A 17,107-nucleotide genomic window follows, 5' to 3' on the forward strand; every position below is an offset into this window, starting at 1 on the left:
CTGGTCGTCGTTCCTGACATGGCAATGCGCGATGGTGGCGCCGGCCTCGAAAGCCTCCTGCGTGCTCTCGATCTGCTCCGCGACGGTGATCGGAACGGCGGGGTTGTTCTCCTTGCGCGGCAGCGAGCCGGTGATGGCGACGCAGATGACGCAGGGCTTGGTCGAGAGATCAGACATCGAGGAACACCGTTTCATTCTCGCCCTGCAGGCGGATGTCGAAGCGATAGACCACCTTGCCGTCGCGCTCCCCGCGTTTCGCGATCAGCGTCGGGCGGCGGTCGACCTGTTCGATCAGGTTCAGCACCGGATCCTTGGCATTGGCCTCCTCCTCGTCGGAGAAGTACATCCGGGTGTTGAGCCCGATGTTGATGCCGCGGGCGACGATCCAGAGATTCAGATGCGGCGCCATCGGGCGCTGGTCCTGACGGCCGCGGCCGAGCGCGTCCTTCGCCTCCTCATCGGCGCTCCGGCGCGGCGGATGCGCGGCGGGCCGGCCGGGGACGGAGCCCGGCTTGATCGTCTCGAAGCTGAAGAGCCCGGTCTCGAAATTCGAGATGACCCGGCCCCAGCCCCGGAAGCCTTCCTCGACCTCCCCGGCGCGGCGGTCGGCGGGATGCGGATAGATGCCGGCGGCGTTGGCCTGCCAGACCTCGATCAGCACGTCCTTGAGCGGCGCGCCCATGCCGTCGATCACGGTGCCCTCGACGGTGATCCGCTCGCCCTTCGCATTCGGACCCGCGATGTCGGTGCCGAGTTCCTTCTCGAAGAGGTCGAACCCCGCGGCGCCCGGCGCGAGGCCGATGTGGACGTAGGGGCCGGCGGTCTGGGACGCGGTCTCGCGCAGGTAGTTCAGCGGCTGCGGCATGGCTCAGTTCCCCTCCAGGCGGTTCTCGAACAGGGTCGAGCGGCTGCCGCGCAATACGATGTCGAACTTGTAGGCGAGGCAGTCGAGCGGCACGGCGGCGTTGAGGTCGAGCGGCGCGATCAGCTGGTCGATCGCGTCCTGGTCGGGGATCGACTTCACGATCGGGCAATGCGGCAGCAGCGGGTCGCCCTCGAAATACATCTGGGTGATCAGCCGCTGGACGAAACCCGCGCCGAAGACCGAGAAGTGGATATGCGCGGGCCGCCAGTTGTTGACCCAGTTCCGCCACGGATAGGCGCCGGGCTTGACCGTGCGGAAGTAATAGTAGCCGTCCTCGTCGGTCAGCGTCCGGCCACAGCCGCCGAAATTCGGATCGATCGGCGCGAGATAGGTGTCCTTCTTGTGCCGGTAGCGCCCGCCCGCGTTCGCCTGCCAGAACTCGACCAGCGTGTTCGGCACGCCCCGGCCGGTCTCGTCGAGCACGCGGCCATGGACGATGATCCGCTCGCCGATCGGCTCGCCGTCATGGGCGTAGTTCAGGATCAGGTCGTTGTCGAGCGGGCCGAGATCCGAATGGCCGAAGGTCGGGCCGGTGACCTCGGAGAGCGAGTTCTGCAGGCTCAGCAGCGCGTAGCGGGGCGAGCGCGCGACGGAGGTCTTGTAGTTCGGCGTATAGGCGGGCGGATGCAGCGTGCGGTCACGCTGGAAGTATTCCGCCGCTCCGGGGCCGGTATTGGATCCGATCCTGCCCATCCGGGTCATGGTTTCACTCCCATTTCCTTGTAGGTTTCTTTCACGATCTTGAAGGCGTGATTGGCCGCCGGGACTCCCGCGTAGATGGCGACATGCATCAGCGCCTCGCGGATGTCCTCGGGGGTGGCGCCGGTATTGGCGGTGGCGCGGACATGCATCGCCACCTCCTCGTGATGGCCGAGCGCGGCGAGCAGCGCGATCGTCACCATCGAGCGTTCGCGCTTCGTCCAGTCCGGGCGCGACCAGACCGTGCCCCAGGCGCCCTCGGTGATCATCTCCTGGAAGGGCGCGTCGAAATCGGTCTTCGCCGCCTCCGCGCGGTCCACATGCGCGTCGCCGAGCACGCTCCGGCGCGTGGTCATTCCGGTGTCGTAGCGTTCAGACAAGTCCGATCTCCTTCGCGAAATCCCCGATCAGGCGGGCGACCGTCTCCGGCGCCTCGACGCAGGGGATGTGGCCGGCGCCCCGGATCAGTTCGAACCGGGCGCCCTCGATGCTCTCGGCCATCTCCCGCACCAGATCGGGCGGGGTCGAGCCGTCCTCGGACCCGGCGATCACCAGCGCGGGCAGCCGCAGTCCGGCGGTCGAGTCGCGCAGATCCGTCTCGGCGAGCGCGGCGCAGCAGCCGATGTAGCCGCCGGCCGGCGTGCGGGTCAGCATGTGCCGCCAGCCCGCGAATTCGGTGGCGCGCTCGGCGCGGAACTTCTTCGAGAACCAGCGTTCCAGCACCGGATCCGCCAGCGCGGCGATGCCGCCCGCGCGGATCGTCGCGATCCGCTCCTTCCACATCGTGTCGGTGCCGATCTTCGGCGCGGTATTCGAAAGCACGATGCCCCGGACGAGGTCCGGCCGCTCCGCCGCGAGCCCCTGGGCGATCACGCCGCCGATCGAGAGGCCGACGAAGAGCACATCGCGAAGACCGAGATGCCCGATCAGCCCGGCGGCGTCGGCCACCAGATCGCCCATGTAGTAGTCGCCGTTCGGCGCGTCGGTCAGCCCGTGGCCGCGCTTGTCGTAGCGGATCACGCGCAGGCCCCGGGGCAGGAGCGGAACCACCGCGTCCCAGACGCGCAGATCGGTGCCGAGGGAATTCGCGAACACCACCGCGGGGCCATCGGCCGCGCCTTCGTCCGTGTAATGGACGGTGAGCCCGTTGATTTCCGCCATCTTCATGGTCGTTTCCTCCTTGCCACGCACGATCTCATTTTCATGTGGTTATGTAAAATGATAAGGTTCTTCCAATCCATAACCTGTGGGATATGAATGCGCGAGATCAGCTACCGTCACGTCCGCTGCTTCCTCGAGATCGCGCGGCTGCAGAGCGTCGGACAGGCGGCCGAGGCGCTGGCGGTGTCGCAGCCCGCGGTCTCCAAGACCCTGCGCGAACTCGAGGATCGGCTGGGGGTGAAGCTCTTCGAGCGCGCGGGGCGGCGGCTGCGCCTGACGGCGGAGGGGGCGGTGTTCCAGGCCCATGCCGGGCTCTCGCTCCTCGAACTGCAGCGCGGCGTCCGGGCGCTCAGCGCCGGCGCCCGGATCGGGCAGCGGATCGAGGTCGGCGTGCTGCCGACGGTCGCGACCGACCTGATGCCGCGCGCGGCGCTCACCTTCGCCGAGCGGATGCCGGGCGTCACGCTCACCATCACCACCGGGCCGAACTGGCTCCTGCTGGCGCAGCTGCGCGACGGCGCGCTCGATCTGGTAATCGGGCGGCTCGCGGCGCCGGCGGCGATGGCGGGGCTGGTCTTCGAGCAGCTCTATGTCGAGGCGGTCGTGGCCGTGGTGCGCGCGGGCCATCCGCTCACCGCCGATCCAGCGCGCGCGCTCACCGGATTTCCGCTGATCATGCCGCCGGCGGGGGCGATCATCCGGCCGGTGGTGGAGCAGTATTTCCTCAGCATCGGCCAGGAGCCGCCGCGCGGCTTCGCCGAGACGGTGGCCCAGGCGGTGGGGCGCGGGCTGCTCACGCGTTCGGACGCGGTCTGGTTCATCTCGCGCGGGGTGGTGGCCGATGATCTCGCCGCCGGGGTGCTCGTGGAACTCGACCTGCCCGGCCTGCCGATCCCCGGCCCGGTCGGACTCACCCAGCGCGGCGGCGACGCGCCCGCGCCGCTGCTCGCGGAGGTGATGCGCGCCATTCGCGACAGCGTCGCGCGCTGAGCGGGAATGTCGGCGGATCGAGGCCCTTCCGCGGTCGGAGGTCAGGCCGGATGACGCAAGGCCTCGATCGCTACGCTTCCTCCTGGTCCCGGCTTCTGCCGCGCAAGATGGGCGCGCGCGCGAAACCGGACCTTGCGCTGGATCAAGCGCGGGGCGGAAACCGGCCCCGGGGGGCCTATTCCTCGAGCCCGGCCTGCGCGTCCGCCCGGCTCTTGCCCGCGACCTGGAGCGCGAGGGCCGCGGCCATGAACGGATCGAGGTCGCCGTCGAGCACGCCCTGCGTGTCCGAGGTCTCGTGGTTCGTGCGCAGGTCCTTCACCATCTGGTAGGGCTGCAGCACGTAGGAGCGGATCTGGTTGCCCCAGCCCGCGTCGCCCTTGGCCTCGTGCTGGGCGGTGATCGCCTCGTTGCGGCGCCGGAGCTCCATCTCGTAGAGCCGCGACTTCAGAGCCGCCATCGCATTCGCGCGGTTCTGGTGCTGCGACTTCTCGGACGAGGTCACCACGATATTGGTCGGGATATGGGTGATCCGGACCGCCGAATCGGTCGTGTTCACATGCTGCCCGCCCGCGCCCGAGGAGCGGTAGGTGTCGATCCGGATGTCGTTCGGCGCGATCTCGATCTCGATGTTCTCGTCCACCACCGGATAGACCCAGACCGAGGAGAAGCTCGTGTGCCGGCGCGCGGCGGAATCGTAGGGCGAGATCCGCACCAGCCGGTGCACGCCCGATTCCGACTTCAGCCAGCCATAGGCGTTCTGCCCCCTGATCTGGTAGGTGACGGAGCGGATCCCCGCTTCCTCGCCCGGGCTCTCGGAGATGAGCTCGACCTTGTAGCCATGCGCCTCGGCCCAGCGCACGTACATCCGCGCGAGCATCGAGGCCCAGTCGCAGCTTTCGGTGCCGCCCGCGCCCGCGTTCACCTCGAGGAAGGTGTCGTTGCCATCGGCCTCGCCGTCGAGCAGCGCCTCGATCTCCTTCTGCGCCGCCGCCTCGCGCAGCGCCCTGAGCGCCGCCTCCGCCTCGGCCACCACCTCGGCGTCGTCCTCGGCCTCGCCGAGCTCGATGAGTTCGCGCTGGTCGTCGAGCTCGCGCGCGAGCCCGGTGTAGCCGTCGATCGCATCCGCGAGCACCTGCCGGTCGCGCATCAGCTTCTGCGCCCGGGCCGGATCGTTCCAGAGCTCGGGATCCTCGCTCATCGCATTGAGTTCCTCGAGCCGATGCGGCGCGGTCTCCCAGTTGAGCCGCTGGCGCAAGAGCGCGAGCGACTTCTCGATCTCGGCGACGACATGTTCGGTTTCGGCGCGCATGACTGAAAGCTCCCCCTCCGGCGGTTGCGTGTTCTATCCGCGCGCGGGGTGAGGGTAAAGGGGTGGGGGGTGTCGGGGGTGCCCGGATCACTGCCGGCCCGGCGCCCCCACCGCCGCGGTGCGCGAAATTCCCCGCCCTGGCCGGGGGCGAGGAACGAAAGAACCGCGCGCCGGTTTGTCCCTCGCCACGCACGAAGTCAAACCCCGATGAGCCCCCCGATGAGCGAACCTGACACGGCATTGCCCGTGATCGAAGAAACCTTGTCCGTCGCCAGGCGCGAGCATGTCGTCGGACGGGTCCGGGTCGAGACGGTGACCGAGACGGTCGAGGAAACCGTCACGGCCGATCTCGAGAGCAGCTCCGTGGAAATCGAGCGGATCCCGGTCGGAAAGGAGATCGAGGCCGTCCCCGACGTCCGCGTCGAGGGCGACGTGACCATCATCCCGGTGATCGAGGAGGTGGTCGTGGTCGAGAAGCGGCTCGTGCTGCGCGAGGAGATCCGCGTGACACGCATCCGTGCGAGCAGGACCGTCGAGGCTCCGGTGGAGCTTCGCAGGCAGCGAGCGATCGTGACGCGCGAAAGGGCCGAGCCCTCCGGCGCCGATCCAAACCCCAAGGAGAATGCAATGTCAGACTTCGCAGGCACCCGCCATCTCACCGCCTTCTTCGACACGCGCGAGGACGCCGACCGGGCCGTGTCCCGGCTCCGCGCCGCCGGCCTGACGGAGGCGGACATCCGCGTGGCGGGAGGCGAGGACTACGGCTCCCGTCTCGAGTCCCGCGACACCGGCGGATTCTGGGACAGCATAGCCGATTTCTTCTTCCCCACGGAGGAACGCGACACCTATGCCGAGGGGTTGCGGCGCGGCGGCTACATCGTCACGGTCGGCGCCATTCCCGCGGGGCGTTTCGACGAGGCGGTGGACATTCTCGACGAGGAAGGCTCGATCGACCTCGACGAGCGTAGCGCGAGCTGGCGGGCCGAGGGCTGGGGCGCCGCGCCGGACGCGGAGGCCGACATGCTGACCGGGGCCGACGCGGGCGTCGCCACGACGCCGGAGCGCCTCGGCATGGCGGCCACGGCCCCGGGTGTTGGCGTGGAGGCCGGCGGCGAGCCCGGAATGCGCGCGGCGGCCACCGGCTTCGACGCCGGCCCGGCGGAGGCCGGCCACGCCGGGCGCGACGAAGTGATCCCGGTGGTCGAGGAAAGGCTGCGCGTCGGCAAGCGCGACGCCTCCCTCGGCCGGGTCCGCGTCCGTTCCTACGTCGTCGAGGAGCCGGTCTCGGAGGAGGTGCGGCTGCGCTCGGAACAGGTCGAGATCGAGCGCCGCCCGGTGGACCGGCCGCTGGAGGCGACCGACGACGCCTTCGTCGATCGCACCATCGAGGCGGAGGAACGCGCGGAGGAGGCGGTGGTCGACAAGGAGGCGCGGGTCACCGAGGAAATCGGGCTGCGCCGGACCGCCGACGAGCGGACCGAGACCATCTCCGACACCGTGCGCCACACCGAGGTCGAGGTCGAGGACGACCGCGACATCGCCCGGCGCGATCCGAAGCCCGGCATGTGATCCGCGCGAACGGAGGCGGCGGGCAAGCCGCCGCCTTTCCGCCCCGGCGCGGGTCGGTTGTCCGGAGGCTTCAGTAAAGCCCCCCGCTCGACATCGAGCCCATCGACGGGTTGCTCGGCAGCGTCCGGGTCTGGCCGCGGACCTGGATGCGCTCGATCTGCGACTGGGCGGCGCCCTCGTAGAGCGGCACGTCGGAGCCCATGCGCCAGCCGCCGTCGACCAGGTCGCCGTAGCCGCCGACCACCGTCTGCTGGCCGTCGCGGATGTATTCCGCCTGCACGTTGGCGCCATCGGCGTTGTCGGCGAGGCGCTGGCCGGAGCGGCGGTCGATCTTGATGAAGTAGCCGCCCGGCGGCACGTCCCAGCGCACCGGCTTCTGGCCCGCGAGCGCGACCTTCATGAAATCGACGAAGACCGGCGCGCAGAGCGTTCCGCCGAAAGCGGATTTGCCGAGCGGGCGCGGCGTGTCGTAGCCCATGTAGCAGCCGGCGACGATGCGCGGCGAATAGCCGATGAACCAGACGTCCTTCGCCTCGTTCGTCGTGCCGGTCTTGCCGGCGAGGTTCATGTGCATCTGGCCCACGGTCGCGGCCGAGGTGCCGCGGGCGGCGGCGCCCTGCAGCATCGAGGTGATCTGGTAGTCGGTGATCGGGTCGAGCAGCCGCTGCGCGTCGGTCCGGATCACCGGCGCGCTCGCCGCCGAGAGCGTCGGCCCCTGGCAGTCGTCGCATTCGCGCCGGTCGTGGCGGTAGATCGTCTCGCCGTAGCGGTCCTGCACGCGGTCGACCAGCGTCGGCTCGACCTTGAGCCCGCCGTTCGCCAGTTCGGCGTAGGCCGTGACCATCTTGTAGAGCGTCGTCTCGCCCGCGCCGAGCGAATAGCTCAGGAGCGGCGGCATGTCGTCGTAGATGCCGAAGTCATGCGCGTATTTCGCCACCGTCTCCATGCCGACCTGCTGGGCCATGCGCACGGTCATCAGGTTGCGCGACTGTTCGAGCCCGGTGCGCATCGGCGTCGGCCCGTAGTACTTGTTGCCCGAGTTCTCCGGCTTCCAGAGCCCCTCCGGCGTCGAGACCTCGATCGGCGCGTCGAGCACGATGGTCGCGGGGCTGTAGCCGTTGTCGAGCGCGGCGGCGTAGACGAAGGGCTTGAACGAGGATCCGGGCTGGCGCAGCGCCTGGGTCGCGCGGTTGAACACGCTCGACTGGTAGGAGAAGCCGCCCTGCATCGCGAGCACGCGGCCGGTCTGGGTGTCCATCGCCATGAAGCCGCCCTGGATCGCCGGGATCTGGCGGTAGGACCAGCGCTCGCCGCTGTCCGTGGCGAGCCGCTTCACGAGGATCACGTCGCCGACTTCGAACGTGTCCGCGATGCCCGACGAGGCGCGCAGCCGCCCGTTCTCGGCGCGGAGCCGCGCCCAGCTCACGTCCGAGAAGGGCAGGACGTTCCCCTCCGCGCCCTCGTCGACGCCCTCGATCCCGATCCGGGCCGAGCCGTCGCCGAGGGAGAGCACCACCGCCGGGCGCCAGCCCTCGATGTCGCGCGGCACCCGGGTCGCGGAGAGCGCCTTGCGCCAGCCGGCCTCGGTCGAGAGGTCGGCCTCGGCCGGGTCGATGTGGGCGAGGGCGCCGCGATAGATCTTGAGCCCCCGGTCGTAATCCTCGAGCCCTGCGCGCAGCGCGCGCGCCGCGGCCGCCTGCAGGTCGGGATTGACCGTGGCGCGGATCGTCAGCCCGCCGGTATGAAGCTCGTCGTCGCCGAACCGCGCCGAGAGCTGGCGGCGGATCTCGTCGGTGAAATAGTCCCGCGGCGGCGTCTCGCCCCGGCCCGAGGGGATGCCGCCGCCCTGCACCGTGACGAGGTCCTGCGCCTTCGCGGCCTCGGCCTGGGCCTGGGTCACGTAGCCGTTCTGCGCCATCTGATCGAGCACGTAGTTGCGCCGCGCGATCGCGCGCTCCTTCTCGCGCACCGGATGCAGGAAGCTCGGCGCCTGCGGCAGCGCGGCGAGATAGGCCATCTCCGCGAGGCTCAGCTCGTCGAGCGGCTTGTTGAAATAGACCTCGGCCGCCGCCGTCACGCCGTAGGAATTCTGCCCGAGGAAGATCTCGTTGAGATAGAGTTCGAGGATCTGGTCCTTCGAGAGCGTCTTCTCGAGCCGGGTGGCGAGGATGATCTCCTTGATCTTGCGCTCGCCCGAGCGGTCGCCGGTCAGCAGGAAGTTCTTCATCACCTGCTGCGTGATGGTCGATGCGCCGCGCAGGCGCCCGCCCTGCGTCGCCGCCTGATAGATCGCGACCGCGATGCCGCGCGGGTCGAAGCCCCGGTGCTGGTAGAAGTTCTTGTCCTCGGCCGAGATGAAGGCGTCCTTCACGAGGTCGGGGATCTCGTAGATCGGCGTGAAGATCCGGCGTTCGCGCGCGAACTGGTCCATCAGCTCGCCCTCGCCCGAATAGATCCGGCTGAGCGTCGGGGGTTCGTAATTGGCGAGCTGCTGGTAGTCGGGCAGGTCGCGGCCGTAGATCACGAACAGCGCCGCGAGCCCGACGAGCCCGACGACCGAGCCGATCGCGAGCCAGCTGAACACCAGCCCGAGGAATCTGAGGATGAGACGCAGCACGATTCGAAGCCTTGCGTGGATACGCGCGCACCTTATCGGACCCCCCGCCGAGCGTCAAAAACCGCGGAGGGCCGCGACGCCGCCCCCGGCGGGATGATGCGCGGCCGCGCGGTCACTTCCGCGTCAACGGCCCGCCCGCGTCGAGCCAGCCGACCATCCCCGCGGCGATCGCCGCGGCCGCGCGCGCGCGCCATTCGGGCGAGGTGAGCGCGCGCCGGTCGGCCGCGTTCGAGAGGAATCCGAGTTCGAGCAGCGCCGCCGGCACGTCGGGCACGCGCAGCACCTGGAAATCCGCCGATTGCAGCGGCGCCGGCCCGGCCCCCGTCACCGGCCCCAGCGCCCGCCCGAGCGCCCGGGCGAGGTCGATCGAGCGCGCCTGACCCTCGGCGCGCAGGAGCCCGCCGAGCACCTCCGCGACGGAATCGCCCGGCCCGGGCGCCGCCGGCCCCGCGGCCGCGTCGGCGCGGTTCTCGGCCGCCGCCCGCTCGCGCGCCGCCGTGCTCGATCCGGCCTCCGACAGGGTGAAGACGATGCCGCCGCGCGCCGCTTCGTCCGCGACCGCGTTGGCATGGATCGAGACGAAGGCCCGCGCGCCGAGGCGCCGCGCGAGATCCGCGCGCGCGGCGAGGGGCAGGAAGACGTCCGTGTCGCGCGTGGTGGCGACGCGGAACCGCCCCGTCGCCTCGAGCGCGGCGCCGAGAGCCTCCGAGAAGGCGAGCACGACGTCCTTCTCCGCCACGCCGTCGCGCGTCGCTCCGGGGTCGATCCCGCCGTGGCCGGGGTCGAGCACAACCAGCGCGTGTCCCCCCTCCCCGTCCCCGCCGAGCACCACGCCCGGCGGCGCGCCCGAACGCGCGGCGAAGTCCTCCGCGCCCACGCGGCGGAGCGTCAGCGCGAGCCCGCCTTCGCCCATCTCCGCCGTTTCGAGCGCGAAGGGCCGCGCCAGATCGAGGACGAGCCGCGCCCAGCCCGGCCGGGCCGGGGCGGCGGAGACGCGCGCCACCGCGCGCGAGCGCGCGACGGCGGCCGGATCGAAACCCGCCGCGTCGAGCCCTTCGAGATCGACGACGAGGCGCGGCGGATCGGTCAGCGTGAAGACGCGGAACGGCCGCGGCGCCTCGAATCCGACCGTGACCGAGAGGCCGCGGCCGAAAAACCAGCGCCGGAGCGCGATCCGCGCGGGATCGAGCCGCGCGGGCCGGGGCGCCGGCGCCATCGCGGAGGGCGCGGCGGAAGGGCCGGTCTCGGCCGCGGCGACCGCGGCCGGCCAGCCCGGCGCGCGCGGCGGCGCCGTGACCGGGGCGAGAGCCAGCGCCGCGAGAAGGGCCGCGGCCATGCGAAAGATGAAGCCCGATTCCAGCACCTTAACCCCGCCGCCCCGAAGCGGGTTCGGACATGGCTTGCCTTTCGCTTGACAAAATACCAATTGTCATTTGAGCCCCGCCATGCCTATTGTGCAAGCGAGGATTGGGTGAATGTCACACCCGGCTCTACTCGTATTCGTCGCACGCCCGCGGCTTCGCGGAACGGTTCAGCGTTCCGGTCGACCCGGCGGATCGCGGCAGGCGTTCGCGCCATACCTGAGGAATACCGCGGCCGAAAGCCCGGGAAAAGCATGGCCAAGCGTCGCAGAGGGCGCCTGGCCGGAGAACGAACCGCGGTGACACGCGCAGGAACAGAACCGGTCCGACACAGCAGCCGCCCCTTGGCGCGCGGGACCGTGTTCCTTTGCCCCGGCGCCACCGCGTCCCCCACAGCAACACGAGAAACCGACGCCGCGCGCGCCCCGACACGGGCCCGGCGCGGCGTTGCCGAAAGATACCATGACAAGAAAAATGCTGATCGATGCCACGCACGCGGAAGAGACCCGCGTCGTGGTCGTGGATGGAAACAAGGTTGACGAATTCGACTTCGAGTCGCTGAACAAACGCCAGCTCGCCGGAAACATCTATCTCGCGAAGGTGACGCGCGTGGAGCCGTCGCTTCAGGCGGCCTTCGTCGATTACGGCGGCAACCGCCACGGTTTCCTCGCCTTCTCGGAAATCCATCCGGACTACTACCAGATCCCGAAGGCGGATCGCGAGGCGCTGCTCGCCGAGGAAGCGGCGCTCGCCCGCGAGGCCGAGGAAGAGGCGCCGCGCGAGAAGCCGAAGCCGAAACCCCGCTCGCGCTCGCGCCGGCGGGCGCAGCCCGCGGCCGAGGGGCTCGGCGCCGAGGACGCGGTCGTCGTCTCCGACGTCGTGCCGGCGGAGACCGGCGCGGAGCCGTCCGGCGACGCGGGGCGTGAGCAGCCCGGACACGCCCATTCCGGACACGCCGCTTCCGACCATGCGCCGCGCACCGACTGGGTCGACGCGGCGCCGGAGGGAGTCGGGACCGAGGATCGGGCGGAGGAGTCGCGGGGCGGCGACGAGCCGGCCTTCGCGGACGCGCCGCCGCCCAACGCCGCCTCGGGCGAGGTCGAGATCCGCGTCGCGGACGAGCCCGAGGGCACGCCCGACCTCGTTCCGGTCGAGGCCCCGCGCGACGAGGCCTCCGACGCGCGCGACGACGAGCACGCGGACGCCGGTGACCGGGGCGAGGACGCGCCGAAGGCGCGCGGCCGGGGCCACGAGGACGACGACGCCCAGGACGAATACGAATCCGTCGGCGGCGACGACGTGGCCGAGGAGCGCGCGCCGCGCAAGCAGGTGCGCCACCGCCGCTACAAGATCCAGGAAGTCATCAAGGTCCGCCAGATCCTGCTCGTGCAGGTCGTCAAGGAGGAGCGCGGCAACAAGGGCGCGGCGCTCACCACCTATCTCAGCCTCGCCGGCCGCTACTGCGTGCTGATGCCCAATACCGCGCGCGGCGGCGGGATCAGCCGCAAGATCACCAACGCGGCCGACCGCAAGAAGCTCAAGGAGATCTCGAACTCGATCACGGTGCCCGAGGGCGCGGGGCTCATCATCCGCACCGCCGGCGCGAACCGCACCAAGACCGAGATCAAGCGCGACTACGAATACCTGCTGCGCCAGTGGGAGCAGATCCGCGACCTGACGCTGAAGTCGATCGCCCCCGCGCCGATCTACGAGGAAGGCAGCCTGATCAAGCGCGTGATCCGCGACCTCTACAGCCGCGACATCGACGAGGTGCTCGTCGATGGCGAGCGCGGCTATCGCGAGGCCAAGGACTACATGAAGATGCTCATGCCTTCGCATGCGAAGAACGTGAAGCATTACAACGAGGCGCTGCCGCTCTTCTCGCGCTTCCAGGTCGAGAACTACCTCTCGGCGATGTTCAACCCGGTGGTGCAGCTGAAATCCGGCGGCTACATCGTGATCGACGTGACCGAGGCGCTGGTCGCGATCGACGTGAACTCGGGCCGGGCGACGCGCGAGGCCTCGATCGAGGAGACCGCGCTCAAGACCAATCTCGAGGCGGCGGAGGAAGCCGCGCGGCAGATGCGGCTGCGCGACCTCGCCGGGCTCATCGTCATCGACTTCATCGACATGGAGGACCGGCGCAACAACGCCGCCGTCGAGAAGCGCCTGAAGGAGAAGCTGAAGAGCGACCGCGCCCGGATCCAGGTCGGCCGGATCTCCGGCTTCGGCCTGCTGGAGATGAGCCGCCAGCGCCTGCGCCCCGGCATGATCGAGGCGACGACGAAGCCCTGCGCGCATTGCCATGGCACGGGCCGGGTGCGCTCCGACGACAGTCTCGCGCTCGCGCTGCTGCGCGAGGTCGAGGAGGAAGGGACGCGGCAGCGCTCGAAGGAAGTGCTGATCGTGGCGCCGGTCGAGATCGCGAACTACCTGCTGAACCAGAAGCGCGAGCATGTCGCGCTGATCGAGAGCCGCTTCGGCCTCTCGGTCCGGGTCGAGGGCGATCCGGCGCTGATCAGCCCGGATTTCAAGCTCGAACGCTTCAAGACCGCCTCGCGCGTGATCCCGGCCCCGGCCGCGATGGCGCTGCCCGCGGTCGCCTATCCCGAGGACGATTTCGCCGACGAGGCCGAGGAGACCGAGGCCGAGGACGAAGGCGCCCGGAGCGAGGCGGCGGAGGGCAACGGTGACCAGGCGGGCGACCAGTCGGGCGACCGGCAGGGCAAGCGCAAGCGCCGCCGCCGCCGTCGCGGGCGCGGCGCCGAGGATCAGGCGCGCGAGACCGAGCCCGCGCGGCATGTCGAGTCCATCGAGACGCATGCCTCGCTGCCGGCCGACGTGATGGAGCCGGTCGAGGACGGGGTCGAGGGCATGGTCGCGGAGGCCGGGGACGAGACCTCCGGCGAGGCGTCGGGCCAGCCGGCCGAGGCCGCGAAGCCGGAACCGCGCACCCGCTCCCGCCGCCGCTCGCGCGGGGGAGCCGGCGTCGCCGCGCAGCCCAACGACGGGCTCGGCGAGGTGATCGACCTCGGCGAAGGCACCGCGCCCGAGATCGTCGACGTTCCGGAGGCCTCCGCCCCCGCGCCGCGCAAGCGCGAACGGATCCGCCGCCCGGCCCCGACGACGGAGGGGGAGGCGGAGGCCTCCGCCCCGGACGAGACCACGCCGACCGAACCCGCCCTGGCCGAATCCACCCCGGCCGAGACGGGCGCGGCGGAACCGCTGGAGGCGAGCACGATGGGCGCGACGCTGTTCGAGCCGATGGAGCCCGCCGCGCAGGCCGATGGGGAAACCGGTGGGGAGGCGGTGGACGAACCCGCCGCCGCCGAACTCGCCGGAGACGCGGATGCGACGGGCCAGCCGCCCGCCGCTCTGCCGCCCTCCGACCCCCGGCCCGCCGAGGCGCCCGAGGCCGAGGCCGCCCCGGTCGCGGAGGCTCCGGCGCCGGAACCGGCGGCGGAGGACGGCTTCCGGCCCGCCGATCAGGGCGGGATCGCCGCGCCGGACTTCGTTCCGGCCGGCGAGATCCCGGACGTGGCCGCGTTCCAGAGCCCGAGCGAAGCTCCGGAGATCCTCGACGCGCCCTTCGAGGCGCCCTACGAGACGCTGACGGCGGAGACCCCGCCCGAGGATCCGCTCCCGGCGGAAACCCCGGCCGCGGCCGAGGCGGCTCCGGAAGCCGCCCCGGAAGCGACCGCGGAAGCTCCGGCGGAGGTCCAGGGTGAAGCCCAGGGGGAGACTCCGGCCGAGCCGGAGGCGCCGCGGGAATACGAGACCGCGGTCGCGGCGGGGGCGGAGCCGGAGACGGACGGACCCGCCGCGCCGAAGCGCCGCGGCTGGTGGTCGCGCGACTGAGCGAAGCATCTTCCCGCCGGGCCCGCGCGGCCCGGCGGGAATCCCCTCAGCGCCCGGACCAGGCCCTGAGCCGGCGCAGCCCCTCGGCGATGTCCGCGGTCGAGCGCGCGTAGGAGAAGCGGAGCGTGCCGGCGCCCCGGCCCGGGTCGAAATCGAGCCCCGGCGTCACCGCCACCCCCGCCTCGCGCAGGATCCGCGCGCAGAGCGCCCGGCTGTCCTCGCCCCGCCCGCTCACATCGGCGTAGATGTAGAAGGCGCCGTCGGGCGGCGCGATCCGGTCGAAACCGGCCCCGGGCAGTTCCGCGAGCATCAGCGCGCGGTTGGCGCGATAGGTGGCGAGGTTCGCCTCCAGCTCCCCGCCCGCGTCCATCGCGGCGAGCGCGGCGATCTGGCTCGCATGCGGGGCGCAGATGAACATGTTCTGCGCCAGCCGCTCGATCTTTCGGACATGCGCCTCCGGCACGACCATCCAGCCGATCCGCCAGCCGGTCATCGAGAAGTATTTCGAGAACGAGTTGATCACATAGACCTCGTCGCTCAGTTCGAGCGCCGAGACCGCGCGCGCGCCGTACTGGATGCCGTGGTAGATCTCGTCCGAGACGAAGGCGATCCCCCGCTCCGCCGCCGCCCCGACGAGCGCGCCGAGCGCGGCCTTGTCGAGCATCGTGCCGGTGGGATTGGCCGGGCTCGCGATCAGCACGCCGGCGAGATCGTCGCGGTCGAGATCGGCGGGCACCGGCTGGTAGCGGTTCTGCGCGGAGGTCTCGATCCTGACCGGAACGAGGCCGAGCGATTTCAGGATGTTGCGGTAGCTCGGATAGCCGGGATCGCCGATCGCCACCCGCTCGCCCGCGTCGAAGAGCGCGGTGAAGGCGAGCAGGAAGCCCGCCGAGGAACCGGCGGTGACCACGACCCGCCCCGGATCGAGATCGACATCGTACCACTCGCCATAGAGCCGCGCGATCCGCGCCCGGAGCGCCGGCAGGCCGAGCGCCACGGTATAGCCGAGCGGATCGGCGCCGAGCGCGCGGGTGAGCGCGCGGCGCGCCGCCTCGGGCGCGGGCGTGCCGGGCTGGCCCACCTCCATGTGGATGACGGAGCGCCCGCGCGCCTCCTCGGCCCGGGCCGCCTCCATCACGTCCATCACAATGAAAGGATCGACCTCGCCCCGGGTTGAACTGCGCACACCGACTCTCCTACGCTTCCGCTCGAACGGGCCCCCTTGGGCCATGAAATGCGACGAGGCGCAATGGAGGCGCTCTTGACCGGGGTGTTCCGGACCGCCGCGGCGCTTCTCATCGGTTGTGCCCTCGGCCTCGCGGCGCCCGCGCGCCCGGCGGCGGCGGCGAACGGCCCGCCGCTCATCCGCGACGCCGAGATCGAGGCGACGCTGCGCCGGGTCGCCGATCCGATCTTCCGCGCAGCCAATGTCACGCCCTCGACCGTGGACCTCTACCTGCTCCAGGATCCGGAGATGAACGCCTTCGTCGCGGACGGGCAGAACATCTTCATCAACACCGGGATGATCACCCGGCTCGACACGATCGACGAACTGCGCGGCGTGATCGCGCACGAGACCGGGCATATCGTCGGCGGCCATCTCGCGCGGCGCGCGCAGGCGACGAGCGGCGGGCGCAACATGGTGCTGCTCGGCCTGCTCGGCGCCGCCGCGGTCGGGATCGCCGGGGCGCCGGATGCGAGCGTCGCGATCGCCGCCGGCAGCCAGCAGGTCGCCCGGCGCAACCTGCTCGCCTACAGCCGGGGCGAGGAGGCGGCGGCGGACCAGATGGGCGTGCGTTATGTCGCGACGGCGGGCGGCGATCCGGGGGCGATCCTCGACGTGCTCAGGATCTTCCGCGGGCAGGAGGCGATGATGCCCGGGATCGACCCCTATGCCCAGTCGCACCCGATGTCGGTCGAGCGCATGGCGATGCTCGAGGACAGGATCGCGAAACTGCCGAAGGGGGGACCGCCGAGCGCGGAGGATGCCTACTGGTACGGCCGCATGGTCACCAAGCTCGACGCCTTCCTCGACCGGCCGGCGAAGACGCTTCGCGAGCATCCGGTGTCGGACCAGTCCGAGATGGCCGCCCTCGCGCGGAGCATCGCCTATTACCGCCTGCCCGACATGGCGCGCGCGGGCGCGCAGATGGACGCGCTGATCGCCATGCGGCCCGAGGATCCCTATTACATCGAGCTCAAGGGCCAGTTCCTGCTCGAGAGCGGGAAGGCCGAGGCGGCGGCCGCTTCCTATGGCCGGGCGGCGGAACTCGCCCCGGACGAGCCGCTCATCCTCGCGGGGCTCGGCCGGGCGCTGCTCAATACCGACGATCCGGACGCGACGGCGCGCGCGCGCGACGTGCTCGCCCGCGCGACGCGGCTCGACCGGCGCAACCCCGACGCGCTGCGCGACCTGGCGCTGGCCGAGGCCCGGCTCGGCCACGAGGGCGCGGCGGCGCTCGCCACGGCCGAGCGGTTCACGATGACGGGCGACGCGCGCGACGTGCTCCGCAACGCGACCCGCGCCGCCGATCTGCTGCCGGTCGGCTCCCCGGGCTGGCGGCGGGCCCAGGATATGATTACGATGGCGCGACGCGCGCTCAAGCAATGAGGCTCCT

General features: G+C 71.1%; 13 protein-coding genes. 4 read left to right on the forward strand and 9 right to left on the reverse strand.

The genetic code is table 11. The features are described 5' to 3' along the window. From FJM51_RS15115 to pcaD, 5 genes are all read right to left on the reverse strand, one after another. Positions 1–177, reverse strand: a 177-nt coding sequence (locus tag FJM51_RS15115; RefSeq protein WP_140454978.1) for a 3-keto-5-aminohexanoate cleavage protein, incomplete at its 3' end; no start/stop codon positions are given. Then, positions 170–865: a protocatechuate 3,4-dioxygenase subunit alpha gene (gene pcaG / locus FJM51_RS15120; protein WP_140454979.1), complete on the reverse strand. Its 696-nt coding sequence runs from the start codon at positions 863–865 to the stop codon at positions 170–172. The genes FJM51_RS15115 and pcaG, both read right to left, overlap by 8 nt. A 3-nt stretch (positions 866–868) precedes the next feature. After that, positions 869–1,627: a protocatechuate 3,4-dioxygenase subunit beta gene (pcaH, locus tag FJM51_RS15125; RefSeq protein ID WP_140454980.1), complete on the reverse strand. Its 759-nt coding sequence runs from the start codon at positions 1,625–1,627 to the stop codon at positions 869–871. Next, positions 1,624–2,004 carry a 4-carboxymuconolactone decarboxylase gene (pcaC, locus tag FJM51_RS15130; RefSeq protein ID WP_210240295.1) on the reverse strand — a complete coding sequence of 127 codons (381 nt, stop codon included), beginning with the start codon at positions 2,002–2,004 and terminating at the stop codon, positions 1,624–1,626. The genes pcaH and pcaC overlap by 4 nt, the downstream gene beginning before the upstream one ends. Beyond that, positions 1,997–2,791, reverse strand: a complete 795-nt coding sequence (pcaD, locus tag FJM51_RS15135) for a 3-oxoadipate enol-lactonase (protein ID WP_140454981.1) — start codon at positions 2,789–2,791, stop codon at positions 1,997–1,999. The genes pcaC and pcaD overlap by 8 nt, the downstream gene beginning before the upstream one ends. Before the next feature lie 90 nt (positions 2,792–2,881). Between pcaD and pcaQ the strand changes: the two genes are divergently transcribed. Next, the gene (gene pcaQ, locus FJM51_RS15140; RefSeq protein ID WP_140454982.1) at positions 2,882–3,775 is read left to right on the forward strand and encodes a pca operon transcription factor PcaQ; all 894 of its coding nucleotides are present in this window, start codon (positions 2,882–2,884) and stop codon (positions 3,773–3,775) included. 175 nt (positions 3,776–3,950) lie between these two features. Here pcaQ and prfB read toward each other — a convergent pair whose 3' ends face one another. Continuing rightward, a complete protein-coding gene (prfB, locus tag FJM51_RS15145; protein WP_140454983.1) occupies positions 3,951–5,084 on the reverse strand; it encodes a peptide chain release factor 2 in 1,134 nt (377 codons plus the stop codon). A 219-nt stretch (positions 5,085–5,303) separates the two neighbouring features. Here prfB and FJM51_RS15150 point away from each other — a divergent pair, with 219 nt between their 5' ends. Beyond that, positions 5,304–6,653: a DUF2382 domain-containing protein gene (locus FJM51_RS15150; protein WP_267901428.1), complete on the forward strand. Its 1,350-nt coding sequence runs from the start codon at positions 5,304–5,306 to the stop codon at positions 6,651–6,653. A gap of 70 nt (positions 6,654–6,723) precedes the next feature. Here FJM51_RS15150 and FJM51_RS15155 read toward each other — a convergent pair whose 3' ends face one another. Both FJM51_RS15155 and FJM51_RS15160 read right to left on the reverse strand, forming a co-directional pair. Further along, positions 6,724–9,270 carry a penicillin-binding protein 1A gene (locus FJM51_RS15155; protein WP_140454985.1) on the reverse strand — a complete coding sequence of 849 codons (2,547 nt, stop codon included), beginning with the start codon at positions 9,268–9,270 and terminating at the stop codon, positions 6,724–6,726. Between the two features lie 112 nt (positions 9,271–9,382). Next, a complete protein-coding gene (locus FJM51_RS15160) occupies positions 9,383–10,633 on the reverse strand; it encodes an N-acetylmuramoyl-L-alanine amidase (protein WP_140454986.1) in 1,251 nt (416 codons plus the stop codon). A 460-nt stretch (positions 10,634–11,093) separates the two neighbouring features. Here FJM51_RS15160 and FJM51_RS15165 point away from each other — a divergent pair, with 460 nt between their 5' ends. Then, entirely contained in the window at positions 11,094–14,489 is a 3,396-nt protein-coding gene (locus tag FJM51_RS15165) for an Rne/Rng family ribonuclease (protein ID WP_140454987.1), read from the forward strand. Positions 14,490–14,535: 46 nt separating this feature from the next. Here FJM51_RS15165 and FJM51_RS15170 read toward each other — a convergent pair whose 3' ends face one another. Beyond that, positions 14,536–15,675, reverse strand: a complete 1,140-nt coding sequence (locus tag FJM51_RS15170; protein ID WP_140454988.1) for a pyridoxal phosphate-dependent aminotransferase — start codon at positions 15,673–15,675, stop codon at positions 14,536–14,538. A 63-nt stretch (positions 15,676–15,738) separates the two neighbouring features. On the opposite strand from FJM51_RS15170, the gene FJM51_RS15175 reads away from it, so the two are divergent. Next, positions 15,739–17,100 (forward strand): M48 family metalloprotease, encoded by a 1,362-nt coding sequence (locus tag FJM51_RS15175; RefSeq protein ID WP_181164571.1) that lies wholly within the window; start codon positions 15,739–15,741, stop codon positions 17,098–17,100. Positions 17,101–17,107 lie beyond the last annotated feature (7 nt).

Source organism: Amaricoccus solimangrovi (genome assembly GCF_006385685.1).
Lineage (GTDB): Bacteria > Pseudomonadota > Alphaproteobacteria > Rhodobacterales > Rhodobacteraceae > Amaricoccus > Amaricoccus solimangrovi.

Bases quoted from the DNA above. Each gene is read 5' to 3' on its own strand.
- pcaG (WP_140454979.1), bottom strand. From the start codon at position 865: ATGCCGCAGCCGCTGAACTACCTGCGCGAGACCGCGTCCCAGACCGCC.
- pcaH (WP_140454980.1), bottom strand. From the start codon at position 1,627: ATGACCCGGATGGGCAGGATCGGATCCAATACCGGCCCCGGAGCGGCG.
- pcaD (WP_140454981.1), bottom strand. From the start codon at position 2,791: ATGAAGATGGCGGAAATCAACGGGCTCACCGTCCATTACACGGACGAA.
- pcaQ (WP_140454982.1), top strand. From the start codon at position 2,882: ATGCGCGAGATCAGCTACCGTCACGTCCGCTGCTTCCTCGAGATCGCG.
- prfB (WP_140454983.1), bottom strand. From the start codon at position 5,084: ATGCGCGCCGAAACCGAACATGTCGTCGCCGAGATCGAGAAGTCGCTC.
- FJM51_RS15150 (WP_267901428.1), top strand. From the start codon at position 5,304: ATGAGCGAACCTGACACGGCATTGCCCGTGATCGAAGAAACCTTGTCC.
- FJM51_RS15165 (WP_140454987.1), top strand. From the start codon at position 11,094: ATGACAAGAAAAATGCTGATCGATGCCACGCACGCGGAAGAGACCCGC.
- FJM51_RS15175 (WP_181164571.1), top strand. From the start codon at position 15,739: ATGGAGGCGCTCTTGACCGGGGTGTTCCGGACCGCCGCGGCGCTTCTC.